Genomic DNA, 18,370 nt, shown 5'->3' with positions numbered 1-18,370 from the left:
TTATAATGGAAATAGCAGGATGGCTATCACTATAAATGGGGATTAGAGGGTGGCGGTTGTTATCAATGGTGGAACAGGCGGATACCTGTAAAGGCCATTGCTATGTCGTATTTATCACAAGTATCTATCACATGATCGTCACGAACAGAACCTCCCGGTTGGGCAATGTAGCTCACGCCGCTTTTGTGCGCACGTTCAATGTTGTCTCCAAATGGGAAGAAAGCATCCGATCCTAAAGCTACACCCGATTGGGTATCGAGCCATGCGCGTTTTTCTTCACGGGTCAGCACTTCCGGTTTCCGGGTGAAGAATTGTTCCCATATACCATCGGCCAGCACGTCCATGTAGTCGTCCGAGATGTATACATCGATTGTATTGTCTCGGTCGGCACGGCGTATTTTTTCTTTCCAAGGCAGACTCATTACCTTCGGGTGTTGGCGTAAATACCAGATATCGGCTTTGTTTCCGGCCAGGCGGGTACAATGAATACGTGATTGCTGTCCTGCGCCGATGCCGATGGCCTGTCCGTCTTTGGCATAGCAGACAGAGTTGGATTGTGTATATTTTAAAGTGATCAGTGCGATAATCAGGTCGCGTCGGGCATCGGCCGGGATGATCCGGTTGCGGGTAGGCATTTCTTTTAGAAGGCTTTCGTCTATCTTTAGTTCGTTGCGTCCCTGTTCAAATGTGATTCCGAATACATCCTTATGTTCGATGGGAGCCGGACGGTAGGCCGGATCGATCTTGATGACATTATATGTACCTTTACGTTTATTTCTCAGAATCTCGAGTGCTTCCGGAGTATAGCCGGGAGCAATCACGCCATCCGATACTTCACGGTTGATGATGCGGGCAGTCGGTTCATCGCAGGTATCGGAAAGGGCGATAAAGTCTCCGTACGATGACATTCGGTCGGCACCTCTGGCACGAGCGTATGCAGTTGCCATCGGAGAGAGCTCCATGTCGTCTACGAAATAAATCTTCTTCAGCGTATCGCTCATTTCTACCCCTACTGCAGCACCTGCCGGGCTTACATGCTTGAATGAAGCTGCTGCCGGAAGTCCGGTCGCTTCTTTCAGTTCTTTCACTAATTGCCAACTATTGAGGGCATCCAATAGATTGATATATCCGGGTCTACCGTTCAGGACTTCGATGGGCAGTTCGGCTTCTTTAATAAAGATACGCGCGGGCTTTTGGTTGGGGTTACAACCGTATTTCAGTTCCAGTTCGTTTGCCATATTGTTATGTTTTAGTTGATTTGTGCAAAGGTAAAAAATAGTGGTGAACGATGAAGGATAATCTATGATTTTGTTGTTTGCAGACTGTCCCGTTTAGTCATTTCTTGTCCTTTTTTAGTCCGTTTACAGTGAAAATACCTATTTATGGTGATTGTGTACCACCAAAATATTGTGTTTCTTTGCACCCGTAATATAAATAAGGTAATTGATGGATAAACTGCAAAAATATAAGCCTACCGATAAAATGATCGACCTTATCGGTGATAATTATTCTCTTTTACAAGTAATGAGTCGGTTTGGACTTTCGCTGGGTTTTGGTGATAAGACGGTGAAAGAGGTCTGCGAAATGAATAATGTCGATTGTCAGACGTTTCTGGTAGTCGTTAACTTCATGGCCGAGGGATTCTCGCGTATGGACGGCAGTGCCGATGACATTTCGATACCGGCCTTGGTCGATTATCTGAGACAGGCGCATATTTATTTCCTCGATTACTGTCTGCCTGCTATCCGGAGGAAACTGATTGAAGCCATTGACTGTTCGCAGGACGATGTCTCCTTCCTTATTCTAAAGTTCTTTGACGGATATATGCGGGAGGTACGCAAGCACATGGAGTACGAAGAAAAAACTGTATTTAAGTATGTAGACACACTGATCCATGGTAATGCTCCTAAGAATTATCAGATCAGCACTTTTTCGAAACATCACGATCAGGTAGGGGAGCGTCTTACGGAGCTGAAGAATATTATTATCAAATACTGTCCTGCCAAGGCCAATACCAATGTGCTGAATGCTGCCTTGTTCGATATATATGCTTGTGAAGAGGGGCTTGAATCACATTGTAAAGTAGAAGATTATCTGTTTGTTCCTGCCATTCTGAAATTGGAAAGGAGGATGCGAGAAAATGAAAAATAATGAATCAATCCGTATAGCTGTTGCCGAGACTTCGGTGATCATCCGTAGTGGTTTGACACTGGCCTTGAAACGTTTACCCAATTTAAAAATTCAACCGGTGGAGCTATTGTCGGTAGAGGCGCTTCATGATTGTCTGCGAACGCAGTTCCCTGACATACTGGTTGTCAATCCTACCTTTGGTGACTTTTTCGATGTGACACGTTTCCGTGAAGAGACTACCGGCAAAGGAATCCGGGTAGTAGCATTGGTCAGTTCGTTTATCGATGCTTCGCTGCTCAGTAAGTACGATGCGTCTATTTCTATTTTCGATGACTTGGAGGCATTGGCCAATAAAATTAATCTTTTGCAGAATATCGAGCCCGAAGAAGAAGGAGATAGTCAAGAGACTTTAAGCCAGCGTGAGAAAGAGATCGTGATTTGTGTGGTAAAAGGAATGACCAATAAGGAAATTGCCGAAAAACTATTTCTCTCGATCCACACTGTGATTACACATCGCAGAAACATCAGCAAGAAGTTGCAAATACATAGTGCGGCCGGTCTGACCATCTATGCTATTGTAAATAAGCTGGTTGAGCTAAGTGATGTGAAGGATTTATAGCTCTAAAAGAATGTTATAAAACATAAAAGCGCTTGCTGAATCAGAAAAAAGCCGTACCTTTGCAGTGCAGTTGAGAAATTGCTATTTAAGGTAAAATAGAATATTAGGTATTAGATAAAGATTTAAGGTATTAAAAAGTTTCAAGTGATTTTCAATTAGGTAAAGATTTTTAAAGGTAAAAGAAGAATAGGTTATTGAAAGTTTTTTAGGTAAAAAGAAGATTGTGTTTTTAGGAATTTTGAGGTATTAAAGAAAAGCCTTTATGGCTTTTCTGATGTGGGGCGGGTAATTCTACTTAAGAATTTACTCGTTTTTTTTATATTCTAAACTCACCACAGATTACACGAATTAATGATTTATTTTATTGAAAATCAGATGATAGAATCTGTGCTAATCCATGTGATCTATGGTGAAATAGATTCATAACAAAATCCCGACGAAATCACTTCGGCGGGATTGTTTCTTTTACTTAAATGTGGCTACGTAATAAAATTATGACTAATTAATTAAATTCTGATACTGCAAAGATAGACGGTTTCGGCGGTTGCCACAATCCCCTTTTTAGGGTATATTATGTAGCGTTTCTCACTATATGTAGTTACTTTCCGTCTTTTGAGGCTGTTTTTTCCCAGGTTCGGCTCTCCGGATTGAACTGTTTGACTACTTTAGCCGGACTGCCGGCACAGACAGAGTAGGGAGGGATCGAGCGACTGACTACACTTCCGGCAGCTACTACACAATGTTTGCCCAGTGTCACTCCAGGTAAAATCACCGAATTGGCTCCTACCCATACATCATCTTCAATCGTGATGGGGTGTGTATTTACTCCTTGTTCGTCTATCCGCTTGTCTGCATCCTGATAATTATGGTTCAGACCGGTTACGGTTACATTCTGTGCCAGATTTACATGGTTACCGATGGTTGCGGGACCGATAATAGTATTACCCAGTCCGATTCGGGTATACTCTCCGATGATCAGGTCACCTACAGCATTGTTCAGACACGAAAAGTCTTCCACCACCGAATACTTTCCGAGAGAGAAAAGATTGAATGGGGGAAGATCTTGCCGTACGCTGCGGTATATCACAGAACCTTTTCCACGTTTCAGGTAGAGGAAAGAGAATATACGTATCCACCAGTTGGGGCGTGTTTTTACCGGATGCATGATGAAGCGGTGTACAGTTTGTTTTAGTGCAGGGTTCTGTTTGATTTTCTCTTTCAGTGACATAATCGGTAGAGTTAATTATTTTTTGTTTTTTGTCGTACCAGATAATCCGGGATAGCCAGACAGATGATGAATATCAGTATATAAAGTAAGCTCCACCACTTCAAAGACAGGCTCCAATCGTAGCAAAGCAATAGTGTTGCAATAAGCACGATAATAATTAAAATCGTTTTCCAAGAAGGAAGAATCCACCTGAGTATCTTATTGCAATAATCCCAATGGGCAGTGAGTATTGCTTCCGGAAGTGCGCGGAGCGCTTTGGAAAATCTTACTTTATAGCGTGGGATACGTATGTCGCTGCTATAAACTTTCACTTTCTCCAGATATTCTACGAAAACACCTTGCCGGACTAATCTTCTTTCCAGATTACTCTTGCGGCTCTTTTGATTCTTTTTCAGCCATTTCAGATCCAATACCATGTCCGCACCGTATAAAGCTGATGATATCCCCAGGCGGGTTACCCCTTTCCCGAACAGGGCCTGAATGATTTCTTCGTTCAGAGCCTGAAAGTATTGTTTGCGGGTCGAACGGTTTTCTGTGATGTGCCGGAGTTGAATGGCTTGAATGCCGGCATCGAAAGCTCTGTTGATTTCTTCCAGGAAGGTAGGTTCTATCCGGGTGGTTTCTCCCAGGACGACTACACCATCGAAATCATTTTCATTCAGTGCGGCTATAGCTTCTGTCAGATTTTCATAAGTGAATATTTGATATAACTCTTCCGGATAATGGGGTGAGAGGAGGGAAGTGTTACCCGGGGGAACCAGAATGGCGAATCTATGTCTTTTTCCTGCTTGGGGATATGGAGCGTTGTTTCTTAGAGAAGCAGCTATTGCCAAAACTCCCAGATAAACAGTCATCAGACTGAAGCATAGAAATAAGATGAAATCTGTTGTTTGAATAAAAGTATCCATGATCTGATATCGTACGGTTATACGTTTTCTTTTTGTATAAACGCGGTGAAGGTCCTTAGGATAATCTCCATGTCGAGTAAGAAAGAAAACGTTTTGGCATATTTAATGTCCAGTTGTTTACGTTCATCGGCAGACAACTTTCCACTGCTTCCGCGTTTTTCTACTTGCCAAAGCCCGGTTAGTCCTGCCGGTCCCATAAAACGGTCGATATATTCATCGCTTGTCAGCAGTTCGGCTTCGTAAAGCGGTAGAGGGCGATTACCCACGATAGACATATCTCCTTTCAGGATATTGATAAGTTGTGGCAGTTCGTCGATGCTGTACTTACGGATGATGCGTCCCACTTTGGTGATGCGGGGATCATTCTCCAGTTTAACGAACGCATTTTTCTTTTCTACGGACTTTTTATTTGTATAACTTTGTTCGGATATGACGAAATCATCTGAAATTAGCATGATATCTTCCTCATTCAGTTCCATATCATCGCTGATAAGCAGTTCTTCTTCCGTCAGATTCTGCTCCTCTTCGGACTGATATTGGTTAAGTTGGTTGAAGTCTTTCAGATGTTTGTCCGCATCGGTATACATGGAACGGAATTTCAGGAAATCGAATATTTTGTAGTTGCTTCCTACCCGCTTGGATTTGTATACTACGGCACCCTTACTCTCTATTCGGATGGCTAACGCTGTGATTAATAATATTGGGGATAAACAGAGTATGGCTATTGACGAGAAAGCTATATCAAATAATCTTTTCCATAAAGGAAGTCTGAAAGTCTGTAAATTCGATCTTTTTTCGTTGATATCGTTAATCTTTTGCTGTTTCCGTCGCATCATAAACTCCGACATGTTTTTAAATGCTTCGGAAGTGGAATCAAACGACATTGAATTGTTGATACCGGCTTTCAGATAGACGGGTCTGTCTTCTTTATTGATCCCTTCTGTGACAAGGACGATGTATACACCCGGGTATTTCTTTCTCAGATACTGGATTTCAGGAATATCTTTTGATACAACCCGTTGTTCGAAAAGGATCGCTATATCATACTTTTCACGTATCTTATCAATAAATTCGCTCGCTTTCTTGCTGTTTTGAATAGCATAAAACGCACCTTCAGCTATCTTAGAGAAATGTTCGATGGTAGCAGTGTGTCTCCCAATATAAATGAGATGTGGCATTTATTCTATGATTTTTCTAACACGTATTTTTAGTTCCATGGGATTGAAGGGTTTCAGGATATAGTCTTCGGCTCCTTCTTCCAATAACCTGATTCTTTCGGTCGTACTTTCTTCACTGGAGAGCATAATGACTGGAATGTCATTGAATAACTCATTATGTTTCAGGTAATGCAGGAACTCGTCACCTCTCATCTCCGGCATTCGTATGTCTGATATTATCAGGTCCGGTAAATTACCTTCATTTAACCATTCAATTGCTTTTATCGGATTTTGTACATACTGAAAATCGTAATCTTTGCCTAAATAGATTGACGCAACTTTAGCAATCGTCTCTTTATCGTCAACAAGTAATATCTTCTTTCTCATAATGTGATTAAGTGTGGTTATATGTTGTTTGCTTTGTTGTTTGTTTAAGTGTAAAATAGAGTATTTACTCAGTACTGCAAATATATATAATATTTTTGTAACAATGTTCTCTAAAAGAAGTGTTTTTATCTGAAGACTCTCTTTTAGACACGAAAAGAGGCTGGGTCAAAACTATTTTCACCACAGAGAACACAGAGTGGCACAGAGTCTTTTTGCTAATAATCAACAACTTAAAATTACCTCTGTGTTACTCTGTGTCCTCCTGTGGTGAGTTTTGACACAGCCTTCTGTTCAATAGTCTGTTCTAATTTTTATTGGTCTGGAACACTTTGGTATTATCAAAATCGTTCCACCACTTTGTGTTATTCACTCCACCGCTGGTTACCCATCCGGCAAACTGTTTATATGCATTTTGAATCTTTGTATATTCTAACGGCCATTTAAATTGGGTAGGAACTATGATGCCCCATGCCAGATTATCTTTGCTGATATAATATTTCTTCCCGTTTACGGAAGATGCATCATTGTTGCCTCCGAACAGTTCAGTATTTGCCAGTTTGGTTGGCTGATATCCGGCTACGTGGATCTCTTTTCGTTTGCTGCCTCTGTCAGTGATGATGAAGAGATTCAGTTTGTTTATATTGAGTGCATCGCTGCTTGGTGCCGACGCCTGATCGAATCTGAGTGTAAAGTTGATGATCTTGGAGTCTTTTTGGTTATTGTCACTACCGGAAACTGTATTGACGAACGAACCTGCCGGACGCTCCATCAGTGCATGTGCATTGTCAAACAGGGGAACTACCGCATAGTCCTGGCCTTTCTCTATATTCTTATCAGTAAGGTCGAATGATATCGGACGATAGTTGTTTGCGTAAGTAACAGGCTGCGTGATGGCAGATGCCGGAATTTCGTCGAACATGATGGCGGCTGCAATTGCTTTCTGGGCACCGACAGCAGTTAACTCAATCGTCAGGTCGAGTTCTGTGATCTTATTCCATTTGTCTATGCTTATCTTCCTTTGTTTTATTTCCAGAACGATATCATTCATGTCGTAGTCTCCATACAGGGGCCACTGGTCTTCGAACAGGTATGTATAATTATGATTGTCATCCACAATAATCGGGAAGTCCGGATCAGAAGGTTCCGGAGCAGGATCTGGCAGTTCCGTTTTTCCATTGCAGCCGGTTATGATGATATCAGGTTTGCTTGAAAAGATCACCTCACTTCCCGCTTGATACATGTCTTTATGGGAACAACTGATTTTACCGCTGATATAAAGTTTACCACTAAACTTATTTGACCAGTTATCGATCTGCAATTTATCGGTCACTTTCAATAGAGAAGCTTCATCTCCTTCGCCTATAGCTGAAAAACCGGAGTTAATGGTTATTTTTTCTGCTTTTATCATAGAACTATTGGCCAACGTCAATTTGGCGTTGTCATAAAAGTATATATCATCAGCTTCTTCAAAATAATCCTTATTTTTGTCATCTTCTTTTTCTTCTGCTATGACTCCATGATCCAGATAAATAATGCCTCCTGCTTTCATATGTTCTACAAAGAGCATGCAGTTATTATATAGGGAACCTCCCGCTTCACCGCTATCATATGTATCGAATTCCATTTCTCCGAAGTTCACGTTCTTACTTCCAGCTGCTGTATATTTCTCCGCTTCCAACTCACTTCCGGCAGCATTGTATACAATTGAAGAAGTATTCAATTTTATTTCTTTTTCTACATCTAATTCTCCGAAATTATGAATACTTCCTCCTTTAGAGGCATCTATATTGTGTTTAACATCTACTTTATTCCCATTATAGAGGAGATCAAAAGAATTTAATAGTAGATTATCCACTTCTATTTCACCGAAATTACAGATCGTACTTTGCGTATTACCTTCCAATTTAGCTATCTTAATCTTGGCTCCGGATTGGATCGTTAAATTACTTGCATTCTGTAGTTTCAGGTCTGTTCCCTCAATCGTTCCACCCTTTAGAACAATAATATCCAGGTAGTTTTGGGTAATGGCTTGTGCCGGTTCCCAGTTTCCTTGTATATAGACAGTCGCTCTGTTGGAGTTGCTGAGAGAGGTATCTTTAAATTTTCCTTGGAATTTTCCGGTTACAATATAGGCTTTCCCTCCTTCCAAAACTTGGGAAGAACTTGTTATCGGGATAGCTCCATTGGTGTCATAGCTTTGTTCTGCTCTTTTAGGAATGTCAATTCCTCCGTTATTTCCTCTGGTGGCTACCAAAGCTCTCGTTTTGATGGCAGACGTACCTGTAAAAGAGCATTGAACATGGGAAGTTGATTCGCTGATTTCCACTTGTTTTATCTGGTCCCTGCCACGTGGGTCAGTCTGACGGACATAAAGATACTTTATATCCTTGGAAGACACTACTTCGGTCTGATAAGCTTCTCCTTTCTTGGCAACTCCTTTGGCTAAAGTATTGTAGGGATACTCTGCTGTTGCTTCAAGCGGATTTTTATCTAATATTTCTACGGTATAATAATACTGTCCGTCAAACTCGTCATCGACTTCCACACTAAATTTGATGGAATTTGTAGATGCCCAGTCGAACCCCGCCGGAGCACTGATATCCTCCATGGGGTTGGGAGTTTGATAAGAAGGGTCATAGAGATCTTTGTTATCATCAACGCAAGCTGTAATGCACGCCGTCGATAGGATTATTGACGATGCGAAAAATAGTTTGTTAATTGTTGTTTTCATACTTGTTTGTTTTGTTCAGTATTTGCAAATTTGCAACACAAATATACAACTATTAATCGATCTGTATTGTTTGAAATATAACTTATTATAACGTAATTAATGTTTTTTATGAATAGGATGATCCGGTGGTAACAAAGGTACCTGAGATGCTTGGTGGAGAGGGAGGATACTTTGTGTTTGAGGGGGACGATAGAGAATTAAGTTGCGGGTTTAAGTGGTTGTTTTTCGACAAAAGGTATCTGAATAAGATGTGCATTAATCTTTCAGATACCTTTTTCTATATCAGTGTATGGGATTGTTTATTCGCCCCTTTTGGTTATTTCACCGATCAGGCAAGAATTCATTTTATACCTGATCTCTTTATTGTCAAGTCCATGCCCTAAAAGGAACATTAATTTAGTAACCGCACATTCCGGTGTGCTGTCATAACCGCTGATGACCCCTGCCTGTAGTAATTGAATTCCTGTTCCGTAGCGTTCCATTTCGACGGCACCGGAAGCGCATTGGGTGATATTGACGATAATGATACCCCGGTCGGTAGCGTCTTTCAGTTCTCTGATAAACCACTCTTTCTGGGGTGCATTGCCTGAGCCGAATGTTTTTAATACCACTGCCTTTAGTTCCGGCACATGGAGCAGTGCGGATACGATTCCTTCCTGGATTCCGGGGAAGAGTGTCAGAATGACTACGTTCGTATCGAACAGGTAGTGGGGTTTTAGAGACTTGGTCAGATCCGGTTTGCGAATCAGGTTGGGTTCATATTTAATATGTATGCCTACCCGTGCCAGTGGTGGGTAGTTGAACGAGCGGAAAGCATTAAAGTTTTCAGCATTGATTTTAGTCGTGCGATTGCCACGCATCAGGTGGTTTTCAAAAAAGATACAGACTTCGGGAACGATGGCGGTACCGTCCGGATTCTTGGCTGCCGCAATTTCAATAGCTGTAATCAGGTTTTCTTTGCCATCCGTACGCAGGGTGCCGATCGGGAGTTGAGAGCCGGTCAGGATGACGGGTTTACTCAGATTCTCGAGCATGAAACTGAGAGCAGAAGCCGTGTAGGCCATTGTGTCGGTGCCGTGCAGGATCACAAAGCCGTCAAAAGAATCGTAGTTGTAGTTTATTATTTCAACCAGTTTGGCCCAAAATGCCGGTTCCATATCCGAGGAGTCGATGGGGGGATCAAATTGGTAAGAAGAGATACGATAATTGAATCTTTTTAGTTCGGGTACGTGTTTTAGTAGATGGTCGAAATTGAAATTTTCCAGAGCACCGGTTTCCGGGTTTTCTATCATTCCGATAGTTCCACCCGTATAAATAAGTAGTACGGAGGGGTAATCTGCTTTCATATCTGCGTCATTTTTGCTGTTTTCCCGACAAAGATAACAATTTTAAATGATGAATGGCGAATGATAAACAATAAACTTTCAATGACAAACAGTTTTCGATGATAAACGGTGAGGAAGGTGTGGTGAATGATACCGGTTTCGAGGATGTATCATAACTCTTTTCACCACGGAGTATCACAGAGTATCACAGAGTCTTTTTGTTAATAATCAACAACTTAAAATCACCTCTGTGTTACTCTGTGTGGGTTTTGACACATCCCCATTATTTTATTTCGTTCACTAAGCGTGTGATTGCTTTCTCCGGGTTCTTCTCTTCATGGAGCAGAGTGACAAAACGGCTGCCGATGATGGCTCCCGAGGCATTTTCGCAAGCGGCACGGAAGGTAGCCTCGTTGCTGATACCGAAACCGACCATCCGGGGATTGCGAAGATTCATTTTTTCGATCTTTTTAAAGTAAGCACGTTTTTGCCCGTCAAAGTCTTGTTGAGCTCCTGTGGTGGCAGCCGATGAAACCATATAAATGAATCCGTCGGTGTGTTCATCAATCTCGCGTACGCGTTCTTCACTTGTTTCAGGGGTGATAAGCATGATTACCTTCACGTCATACCGCTCTGCAATGGTGCGGAAGTGTTCCTGATAGTCTTTGAAAGGAAGGTCGGGAATGATGACTCCGTCAATGCCGCATTCGGCGCATTGCCGGCAGAAGTTATCAAAGCCGAATTGCATGATCGGGTTGAGATATCCCATCAGGATTAATGGGATTTTTACATCCCGACGGATGTCGTGCAGTTGTTCAAACAACAGTCTGAGTGACATTCCGTTGCGGAGGGCCTGTGTGGCGGCATTCTGAATAACCATACCGTCAGCCATCGGATCGCTGAAAGGAATACCGATTTCAATCATGTTCACTCCATGTTTTTCAAGGGCACGGATTACTTCGGTTGTTCCTTCGAGAGTAGGATAGCCGGCACAAAAATAGATGGATAGCAAATCCTTAGGATTGCTGTCGAAAAGTTGGTTTATTCTGTTCATATACTTTTATTTTTATCTGTTACTGTCTTATGTGAATATAGGGTTGGTGCAGATGCGGGTTATTTTCTCAGTTCCTCCAGAAAGTGCCTGAGTCTTTCCACATCTTTCAATCCCGGTTTTGTTTCGAAACGGCTGTTCAGATCGAAGCCTGCCAGTTGTGGATGGCGCAACTCTTTCAGTGTTGGCGGACTGTATGGATTGATGCCTCCACTAAGCAGAAAAGGCTTTTTCCCTTTATAGCTGTTTAGCATGTTCCAGTCGAACTGATTTCCTGAACCGCCATGTTGTTCGCATTTGGTGTCGAACAGGAAATAGTCGCAGGACTCTTCGTAAGTTCCGATGTTTTCAAAGTCTTTTCTTCGGGCAATGGAGAACGCTTTGATCAGCCGCAGTCCGGTAGCCCGGAGCGAATGACAGTATTCCGGCGATTCATTGCCATGCAGCTGGATATAATCCAGGCTGAAACGGTCGGCAAATATTTCGATCTCCTTTTTGTCTTCGTTGACAAAGACACCGACACGCTTTGCTTTAACCGGCATGTAGGCAGGAAGTTCGTAGAGGCAACGGGGAGATTTCGGATAGAAGATGAAGCCTATCATGTCCACCTTTAGTTGCTCTACCTCCCGAATGTTTTCAGCTTCGCGCATCCCGCAGACTTTTATTAATTTGTCGTTCATCATTTTGAGCTCTTTATTGAATGGTTTTGATTCCACCACGGATTACACGGATTTTCACAGATTAATAATTTATTTCATTGAGAATTAGATTAAAGTATCTGTGTTAATCTGTGTAATCTGTGGTGAATTCAGGTCGTTTATAAATTCTTTTAATTTCTGTCCGGGCTGTTGGGTTTTCATAAACGTTTCTCCGATCAGAAATCCCCGGAACCCGGCTTTACGCAGGCGTTTCACTGTTTCCGGATCCGATATGCCGCTTTCCGATACCAACAGCGCATCCTGAGGCAACTGTCCGGCTAACCGGAAAGAGTTTTCCACATCTGTGAAGAAAGTGCCCAGGTTGCGGTTATTGATGCCTACCATGTCTATCTCCTTATTTATAAATGGCAGTTCTTCGGCAGTATGGATTTCGAGCAAGACTTCCAGTCCCAATTCATGGGCTTTTGCGGCAAGCGCATGACATTGATCGGTCTCCAGTGCGGCGGCTATCAGCAATATAGCGTCGGCTCCCACAATTTTGGCCTGGAACAGTTGATATTCGTCGATTATAAAATCTTTGCGCAGGATCGGGATATTCACCAAAGGGCGTGCTGTGCGAATATCCTTCAGGCTTCCTCCGAAGAATTTTTCATCCGTGAGTATAGAAAGCGCCGAAGTACCGGCGGCTACATAGTCCGGCACGACTTGTTCCGGACATGCATTTTCATAGATCCAGCCTTTGGACGGAGACCGGCGCTTGAACTCGGCAATGATGCCGGTAGCCGAAGAGGCCAGTGCCTGCTTCATGGAGTAGCCCGGCTGTACCTCGTCAGATAACTTCTCCTGAAGCTGTTCCGATGGGATGGCCTGTTTCTGCATGTCGATCTCAAAACGTTTATTGGCAATGATTTCAGATAATATATCTTTCATGTTTCTTTGATGGGTGATAGCTTTTCTATCCGTTTAGTTCGACAAATTTCTTTAAAGTCTCCCGTGCCTTGCCGCTTTCCAGTGATTCCCGTGCCAGGGCGATACATTCTTCTATCGGTTTCTCCGGACAAATCACCCGGATGGCAAAGGCCGCATTAACGATCACCACATTCTTCTGTGCTTCGGTGGCTGTTCCCTCCATTACGGCGTCAAATATTCTTGCGGCATCTTCCGGGGTATTTCCACCGTCGAGTTCGGATTCCCGACAGCGGTTGAAGCCCAGGCTCTCCGGAGTGTAGATTTTCTCGTTTCCACAAGTCGCCACTTTAAATTCGTCGGTCAGAGAGATTTCGTCATATCCGTCCAGGCTATGCACTACCGCAAAGCGGGTAGCGCTTTCCTGATAGGTATAGGTATACAGGCGGAGCAGCGGGAGGTTGTATACTCCGAGCAGTTGATAGGTGGGGATGACAGGGTTTACCAACGGGCCCAGCATATTGAAGAACGTGCGTACGGCCAATGCTTTGCGTATCGGTGCCACCGCTTTCAGAGCCGGGTTGAACAGAGGTGCATGCAGATAAGCGATGTTACACTTCTCCATCGAGCGGCGAAGGCGGTCTGTATGGTCGGTGAACTTTACTCCGTGCTGTTCCATCACGTTGCTGGCTCCGCTGACGGAAGTGGCACCGTAATTCCCATGTTTGACTACCGGAAATCCGGCACCGGCTACTGTGAAGCAAGCCGCGGTGGAGATGTTGAAGGTATTCTTGCCGTCCCCTCCGGTTCCCACAATGTCTATTGGGGCAAATTCACTCAAATCTACCGGGACCCGCATTTCAAGCAGTGCGTCACGAAATCCGCAAAGTTCCTCTACCGAGATGTTACGCATCAGGAAGACGGTGATCAGCGAGGCCACCTGTGCATCATTGTATTTGCCTTGCGCAATGTTCTGCAATATGGTGCGGGCTTCGTCGCGACCCAGATATTGATGTTCGAATAATTTGTATAGAATCTGTTTCATAAAGTTTGTTTTTTCAATGTTACGCAGGCGCGGTCATAAGGCGCGCTTATCGGTTATTTAAGAAGTTCTTGATTATCTCTTTGCCCTGTGGAGTCAGCACCGATTCGGGATGAAACTGAATGCCATGTACGTCGTACGTCCGGTGTCGTAATGCCATGATTTGTCCCTCCCGGCTTTCGGCCGTGATCTCCAGGCATCCGGGGAAATCCTTGCGGCTCACCACCCAGGAGTGATAGCGTCCTACGGGAATTTCACGTCCCAATCCCCTGAAGAGGATATCTTCTTTCAATATGCTGACCGGAGTCTGAACCCCGTGATATACTTCCGTCAGATTTTCGAGTGTGGCTCCGAATGCTTCGCCGATGGCCTGATGGCCCAGACAAACTCCCAGGATACTTTTGGTTGCCGCATATTTCCGGATGATGGGCAGTAACAGTCCGGCTTCTTCCGGTATGCCCGGTCCCGGCGAGAGGATGATCTTATCGAAACGCTCCACCTCGTCCAGTGTTATCTCGTCATTGCGGAATACTTCAATGTCGGTCACTCCCTGTTCTTTTACCACATGCAGCAGGTTATAGGTGAAAGAGTCATAATTGTCCAGAAGGAGAATCGCTCCTTTCTGTCTGTTAAGGGTATTTATCTCGTTGTTCATTGTTTTGAAATTGTTTTAGAATTTGGGTTCACCACAGAGGACACAGGGTGCACAGAGTTTTTTTGGACATTAGAACAAAAGAACAAATAATTCTTTATGGGTTCTTAGGTTCTTTTATCTGAAAACAGATGGAGCGCAGCTAATTAATCTCTGTGTCCTCTGTGTCCTCTGTGGTGAATGCCTTTCAGTTTTTTAGTTTTACGGCCAGGTCTATTGCCTTTTTCAGGGCCCCCAGTTTATTATTGACTTCTTGCAGTTCGTATTCGTCTTGACTGCGTGCCACGATACCGCCTCCGGCCTGGAACCACAATTCGTTGTTGCGGCTTACGAAAGTGCGGATCGTTATCGCCTGGTTCAATTCTCCGTTCAGGCCGATGAAGCCGATACAGCCTCCGTAGGCTCCGCGGTTGTGGGGCTCTATTTCGCTGATAAGCTGCATGGCACGTACCTTGGGCGCACCGCTCAGGGTTCCGGCAGGGAAAGTGTCGATAAAGGTCTTGAGCGGATTTGCTCCGTTGTTCAGGGCACCGCCGACACGGCTCACCAGGTGGATGACATGGCTGTAGTATTGGGGTTCTTTGTAGAATACTACCCGTACGTCGTGGCAATTCCGGCTGAGATCATTGCGTGCCAGGTCCACCAGCATTACATGTTCTGCGTTTTCTTTCGGATCAGCCAAAAGAGCTTCCGTCAGTTCCTTGTCTTTGATGGTGTCTCCCGTGCGGCGTGTGGTGCCGGCAATCGGGTCGATATACGCCTGTCCGCTTTCCACTTTGCAATGCGTTTCGGGTGACGAGCCGAAGATGCGGTAGCCGCCGAAATCGAAATAGAACAGGTAGGGAGAGGGGTTGATGCTTCGCAAAGCACGATACACTTTGAAGTCGTCACCGGCATAAGGCTGGATAAACCGTCTGGAAAGCACAATCTGGAAGACATCTCCCCGCAGGCAATGGGCGATGCCTTTGCGTACGTTTGCCTTGTGCTCTTCGTCGGTGATGGTGCTGGTGACAGGGCCGGTCACAGAGAAATTGTACGAAGCGTAGTTACGGTTTTCAATGGCCGATTCCAGTTGTGACAAATTGCTTTCTTCTCCTTCAGCCAGCATCTCTACCAGAGTGAGTTCATTCTTAAAGTGATTGAAGACGATGATATACTTATATAATATGTATAGTAAGTCGGGAGCGTCATTCTGCTCGTCATGACTTTCTTTCACGGGGATGTGTTCAAAATACTTCACGGCATTGAATGTGGTGTAGCCGTATAGCCCGCAGAATTTCTTGTCGTCTCCCTCCACATGGAACCGGTTGATAAAGCGGTTGAGCGCATTTTCTACCCGGAACGATTTGCTGAGCGGTTCTTCCCGGCGGGTATTGTCGGGGTAAGTGGTGGTTACGATTCCGCTGTTGATGCCGATGCTTGCCAATGGGCAGAGGGCGATGAACGAGAGAGAGTTTTCTCCGGCATGGTAGTCCGAGCTTTCCATTAATGCGGATTGCGGATACATATCACGTACTTTGAGGTAAATGCTTACCGGAGTGTGCAGGTCGCCCAGGACTTGCTTGCTATGGGTGGTATAATTGAAGGCATTCATAATTTCATTTCTTTTTAATTTGATTTTGGATTCACCACAGAGTAACACCGAGTTTCACAGAGAGTTTTTTTTGATATTCCACAAACGAGAGTTTAAAAATCTGTGTTAATCTGTGTAATCTGTGGTGAAACGATTCATCCCAGATAAGTTTCTATATCTTTATCTCCCCGTCCCGATACCGTCAGTACGACTACATCCTCCGGCTTGAAAGTTATTTTTTCCAGGGCTCCCAATGCGTGGGCCGATTCCAGGGCAGGAATGATTCCTTCCAGCCGGGTCAACTCGTAAGCGGCACGGATGGCTTCGTCATCATTGACAGCCAGTACCATTGCCCGTTTTTTGTCTGCCAGGTTGGCGTGCATCGGGCCGATACCGGGATAGTCCAGTCCGGCGGAGATGGAATAAGGTTCCTCAATCTGTCCGTCTTCGTTTTGGATCACAAATGTACGTGCCCCATGAATGATCCCCATTTTTCCGAGTTGGATGGTAGCTGCCGTCATCCCGGTTTCAATTCCCTTGCCGCCGGCTTCGGCCAATACGATCCGTACCCGTTCGTCGTCGATATAATGATAGATGGTTCCGGCAGCGTTGCTTCCTCCGCCCACGCAGGCAATCAGATAGTCCGGATAGTCACGTCCTTCTTTCTCCTGAAGTTGTTTTTTTATCTCTTCGCTGATGACCGACTGCAAACGGGCCACCATGTCCGGATACGGGTGCGGCCCTACGGTAGAACCGATGATGTAATACGTATCCGAGGGGTGGCAGCACCAGTCGCGGATGGCTTCGTTCGTGGCATCTTTCAGAGTCATGTTGCCCGAAGTGACCGGAACGACTGTCGCTCCCAGCATTTTCATTTTTTCTACATTGATGTGCTGGCGTTCTACATCCGTTTTGCCCATGTATACGATACACTCCATGTTCATCAGGGCACAGACCGTGGCTGTTGCCACCCCGTGCTGTCCGGCACCGGTCTCCGCAATGATACGTTTCTTACCCATGCGTCTTGCCAGTAGAATTTGTCCGATGGTGTTATTGATTTTATGGGCACCCGTGTGATTCAGGTCTTCCCGTTTCAGATACATCTTGCAACCGTACTTCTCTGACAGGCGGCGGGCCGGATAGAGTGGGGAAGGGCGTCCTACGTAGTCACGCAGCAACTGGTCGAACTCTTTCTTGAAGTCCTCGCTCTCTATTACGTCGAGATAAGTATTCTGCAACTCTTCTACACACTTGTGGAGGATTTCCGGTACATAAGCACCTCCAAATTCCCCGTAATAGCCATCCTGGTCAACTAAAAAACTTTTCATAATCCTATATTTATTCGTTATTTGTATTTGGGGTTAAAAAAAAGAGCCCCGTCGCAGGTTGCGACAGGGCTCTTTCTAAATTCTGTTATATCTTTAATGAGGTATATACATACGAGCACTGCTCCCTTACGACTGTCGGAGTTGTAACGGGCGCCACCACCAATATGTATTTACTTGCATTGTCATCATTGCTAATTGTTATTTAACGGGGGCAAATATAGATACTTTGTTTGGAATAACAAATAAAATCTTTCTTTTTTTTATTGCCCTCCTTTCAATTTTTTGTTTTGGCGGGAATCTATTTATGATTTCTCAAATACCTGATGTACATATTTTTGATTATCGGATGCTCACTGGGAGTGGTTCCTGATTCTGCTGAAGCTGTATTGCTTTGTTGCTGTTGTATGATTATTAACTTTTTTATTATCAGAAGATTATGGGTTTGCTTAACTCTAAATTAGGGTCCAAAGGTCCAAGGTCCATTCTATGGGATGCCCATCCTGTGGGAAAATCTTGTGTTTGTTGTTAAAAAGTACTTTCTAAAAATCTTTTGCTCTTTAGCGCATTTTGGAGATAATGTAAAATATATTATATTCTATATGTGTGTTATTTATGTATGTTTTAGAGTTGTGTATTATCTCTTTTTGTGTCCACTACTATTAAAAATGTTAATA

At 44.0% G+C, this 18,370-nt stretch carries 16 protein-coding genes; 2 read left to right on the top strand and 14 right to left on the bottom strand.

The features are described 5' to 3' along the window. Positions 1 to 62: 62 nt before the first annotated feature. Positions 63 to 1,238 carry a phosphoribosylaminoimidazolecarboxamide formyltransferase gene (locus FDF36_RS03945; protein ID WP_220390409.1) on the bottom strand — a complete coding sequence of 392 codons (1,176 nt, stop codon included), beginning with the start codon at positions 1,236 to 1,238 and terminating at the stop codon, positions 63 to 65. A 208-nt stretch (positions 1,239 to 1,446) separates the two neighbouring features. Here FDF36_RS03945 and FDF36_RS03940 point away from each other — a divergent pair, with 208 nt between their 5' ends. Together FDF36_RS03940 and FDF36_RS03935 are read left to right on the top strand one after the other, a co-directional pair. Beyond that, positions 1,447 to 2,151, top strand: coding sequence for a hemerythrin domain-containing protein (locus FDF36_RS03940; RefSeq protein WP_005788306.1), 705 nt, complete (start codon positions 1,447 to 1,449; stop codon positions 2,149 to 2,151). Then, complete coding sequence (locus FDF36_RS03935; RefSeq protein ID WP_220390408.1) at positions 2,141 to 2,749, top strand: response regulator transcription factor; 609 nt, start codon at positions 2,141 to 2,143, stop codon at positions 2,747 to 2,749. Before FDF36_RS03940 ends, FDF36_RS03935 begins: the two co-directional genes overlap by 11 nt. Positions 2,750 to 3,347: 598 nt before the next feature. Here FDF36_RS03935 and FDF36_RS03930 read toward each other — a convergent pair. The 13 genes from FDF36_RS03930 to trpB all read right to left on the bottom strand — a co-directional run bounded on the left by FDF36_RS03930 (position 3,348) and on the right by trpB (position 17,696). After that, positions 3,348 to 3,977: an acyltransferase gene (locus tag FDF36_RS03930; protein ID WP_220390407.1), complete on the bottom strand. Its 630-nt coding sequence runs from the start codon at positions 3,975 to 3,977 to the stop codon at positions 3,348 to 3,350. A gap of 11 nt (positions 3,978 to 3,988) precedes the next feature. Beyond that, entirely contained in the window at positions 3,989 to 4,885 is an 897-nt protein-coding gene (locus FDF36_RS03925; protein WP_220390406.1) for a glycosyltransferase family protein, read from the bottom strand. 17 nt (positions 4,886 to 4,902) lie between these two features. Continuing rightward, positions 4,903 to 6,063 (bottom strand): sugar transferase, encoded by a 1,161-nt coding sequence (locus tag FDF36_RS03920; protein ID WP_220390405.1) that lies wholly within the window; start codon positions 6,061 to 6,063, stop codon positions 4,903 to 4,905. Continuing rightward, the gene (locus FDF36_RS03915) at positions 6,064 to 6,429 is read right to left on the bottom strand and encodes a response regulator (RefSeq protein WP_220390404.1); all 366 of its coding nucleotides are present in this window, start codon (positions 6,427 to 6,429) and stop codon (positions 6,064 to 6,066) included. Positions 6,430 to 6,733: 304 nt separating this feature from the next. Further along, the gene (locus tag FDF36_RS03910) at positions 6,734 to 9,160 is read right to left on the bottom strand and encodes an LruC domain-containing protein (protein ID WP_220390403.1); all 2,427 of its coding nucleotides are present in this window, start codon (positions 9,158 to 9,160) and stop codon (positions 6,734 to 6,736) included. Between the two features lie 299 nt (positions 9,161 to 9,459). After that, positions 9,460 to 10,506: an asparaginase gene (locus FDF36_RS03905; protein WP_220390402.1), complete on the bottom strand. Its 1,047-nt coding sequence runs from the start codon at positions 10,504 to 10,506 to the stop codon at positions 9,460 to 9,462. Between the two features lie 262 nt (positions 10,507 to 10,768). After that, the gene (gene trpA / locus FDF36_RS03900; protein ID WP_220390401.1) at positions 10,769 to 11,539 is read right to left on the bottom strand and encodes a tryptophan synthase subunit alpha; all 771 of its coding nucleotides are present in this window, start codon (positions 11,537 to 11,539) and stop codon (positions 10,769 to 10,771) included. A gap of 59 nt (positions 11,540 to 11,598) precedes the next feature. Continuing rightward, entirely contained in the window at positions 11,599 to 12,219 is a 621-nt protein-coding gene (locus tag FDF36_RS03895; RefSeq protein ID WP_017142166.1) for a phosphoribosylanthranilate isomerase, read from the bottom strand. Between the two features lie 81 nt (positions 12,220 to 12,300). After that, positions 12,301 to 13,125, bottom strand: coding sequence for an indole-3-glycerol phosphate synthase TrpC (trpC, locus tag FDF36_RS03890; protein ID WP_220390400.1), 825 nt, complete (start codon positions 13,123 to 13,125; stop codon positions 12,301 to 12,303). Between the two features lie 25 nt (positions 13,126 to 13,150). Continuing rightward, entirely contained in the window at positions 13,151 to 14,146 is a 996-nt protein-coding gene (gene trpD, locus FDF36_RS03885) for an anthranilate phosphoribosyltransferase (RefSeq protein WP_005803789.1), read from the bottom strand. Between the two features lie 46 nt (positions 14,147 to 14,192). Next, positions 14,193 to 14,798: an anthranilate synthase component II gene (locus FDF36_RS03880; protein WP_005792933.1), complete on the bottom strand. Its 606-nt coding sequence runs from the start codon at positions 14,796 to 14,798 to the stop codon at positions 14,193 to 14,195. Positions 14,799 to 14,982: 184 nt separating this feature from the next. Beyond that, positions 14,983 to 16,389, bottom strand: coding sequence for an anthranilate synthase component I family protein (locus FDF36_RS03875; RefSeq protein ID WP_220390399.1), 1,407 nt, complete (start codon positions 16,387 to 16,389; stop codon positions 14,983 to 14,985). A gap of 134 nt (positions 16,390 to 16,523) precedes the next feature. Then, a complete protein-coding gene (trpB, locus tag FDF36_RS03870) occupies positions 16,524 to 17,696 on the bottom strand; it encodes a tryptophan synthase subunit beta (RefSeq protein WP_005788278.1) in 1,173 nt (390 codons plus the stop codon). Positions 17,697 to 18,370: the final 674 nt, after the last annotated feature.

Source organism: Bacteroides fragilis, from assembly GCF_019583405.1.
Lineage (GTDB): Bacteria > Bacteroidota > Bacteroidia > Bacteroidales > Bacteroidaceae > Bacteroides > Bacteroides fragilis_B.
This window is presented reverse-complemented; position numbering and strand designations above follow the sequence as displayed.

Bases quoted from the DNA above. Each gene is read 5' to 3' on its own strand.
- FDF36_RS03945 (WP_220390409.1), bottom strand. From the start codon at position 1,238: ATGGCAAACGAACTGGAACTGAAATACGGTTGTAACCCCAACCAAAAG.
- FDF36_RS03940 (WP_005788306.1), top strand. From the start codon at position 1,447: ATGGATAAACTGCAAAAATATAAGCCTACCGATAAAATGATCGACCTT.
- FDF36_RS03935 (WP_220390408.1), top strand. From the start codon at position 2,141: ATGAAAAATAATGAATCAATCCGTATAGCTGTTGCCGAGACTTCGGTG.
- FDF36_RS03930 (WP_220390407.1), bottom strand. From the start codon at position 3,977: ATGTCACTGAAAGAGAAAATCAAACAGAACCCTGCACTAAAACAAACT.
- FDF36_RS03925 (WP_220390406.1), bottom strand. From the start codon at position 4,885: ATGGATACTTTTATTCAAACAACAGATTTCATCTTATTTCTATGCTTC.
- FDF36_RS03920 (WP_220390405.1), bottom strand. From the start codon at position 6,063: ATGCCACATCTCATTTATATTGGGAGACACACTGCTACCATCGAACAT.
- FDF36_RS03915 (WP_220390404.1), bottom strand. From the start codon at position 6,429: ATGAGAAAGAAGATATTACTTGTTGACGATAAAGAGACGATTGCTAAA.
- FDF36_RS03910 (WP_220390403.1), bottom strand. From the start codon at position 9,160: ATGAAAACAACAATTAACAAACTATTTTTCGCATCGTCAATAATCCTA.
- FDF36_RS03905 (WP_220390402.1), bottom strand. From the start codon at position 10,506: ATGAAAGCAGATTACCCCTCCGTACTACTTATTTATACGGGTGGAACT.
- trpA (WP_220390401.1), bottom strand. From the start codon at position 11,539: ATGAACAGAATAAACCAACTTTTCGACAGCAATCCTAAGGATTTGCTA.
- FDF36_RS03895 (WP_017142166.1), bottom strand. From the start codon at position 12,219: ATGATGAACGACAAATTAATAAAAGTCTGCGGGATGCGCGAAGCTGAA.
- trpC (WP_220390400.1), bottom strand. From the start codon at position 13,125: ATGAAAGATATATTATCTGAAATCATTGCCAATAAACGTTTTGAGATC.
- trpD (WP_005803789.1), bottom strand. From the start codon at position 14,146: ATGAAACAGATTCTATACAAATTATTCGAACATCAATATCTGGGTCGC.
- FDF36_RS03880 (WP_005792933.1), bottom strand. From the start codon at position 14,798: ATGAACAACGAGATAAATACCCTTAACAGACAGAAAGGAGCGATTCTC.
- FDF36_RS03875 (WP_220390399.1), bottom strand. From the start codon at position 16,389: ATGAATGCCTTCAATTATACCACCCATAGCAAGCAAGTCCTGGGCGAC.
- trpB (WP_005788278.1), bottom strand. From the start codon at position 17,696: ATGAAAAGTTTTTTAGTTGACCAGGATGGCTATTACGGGGAATTTGGA.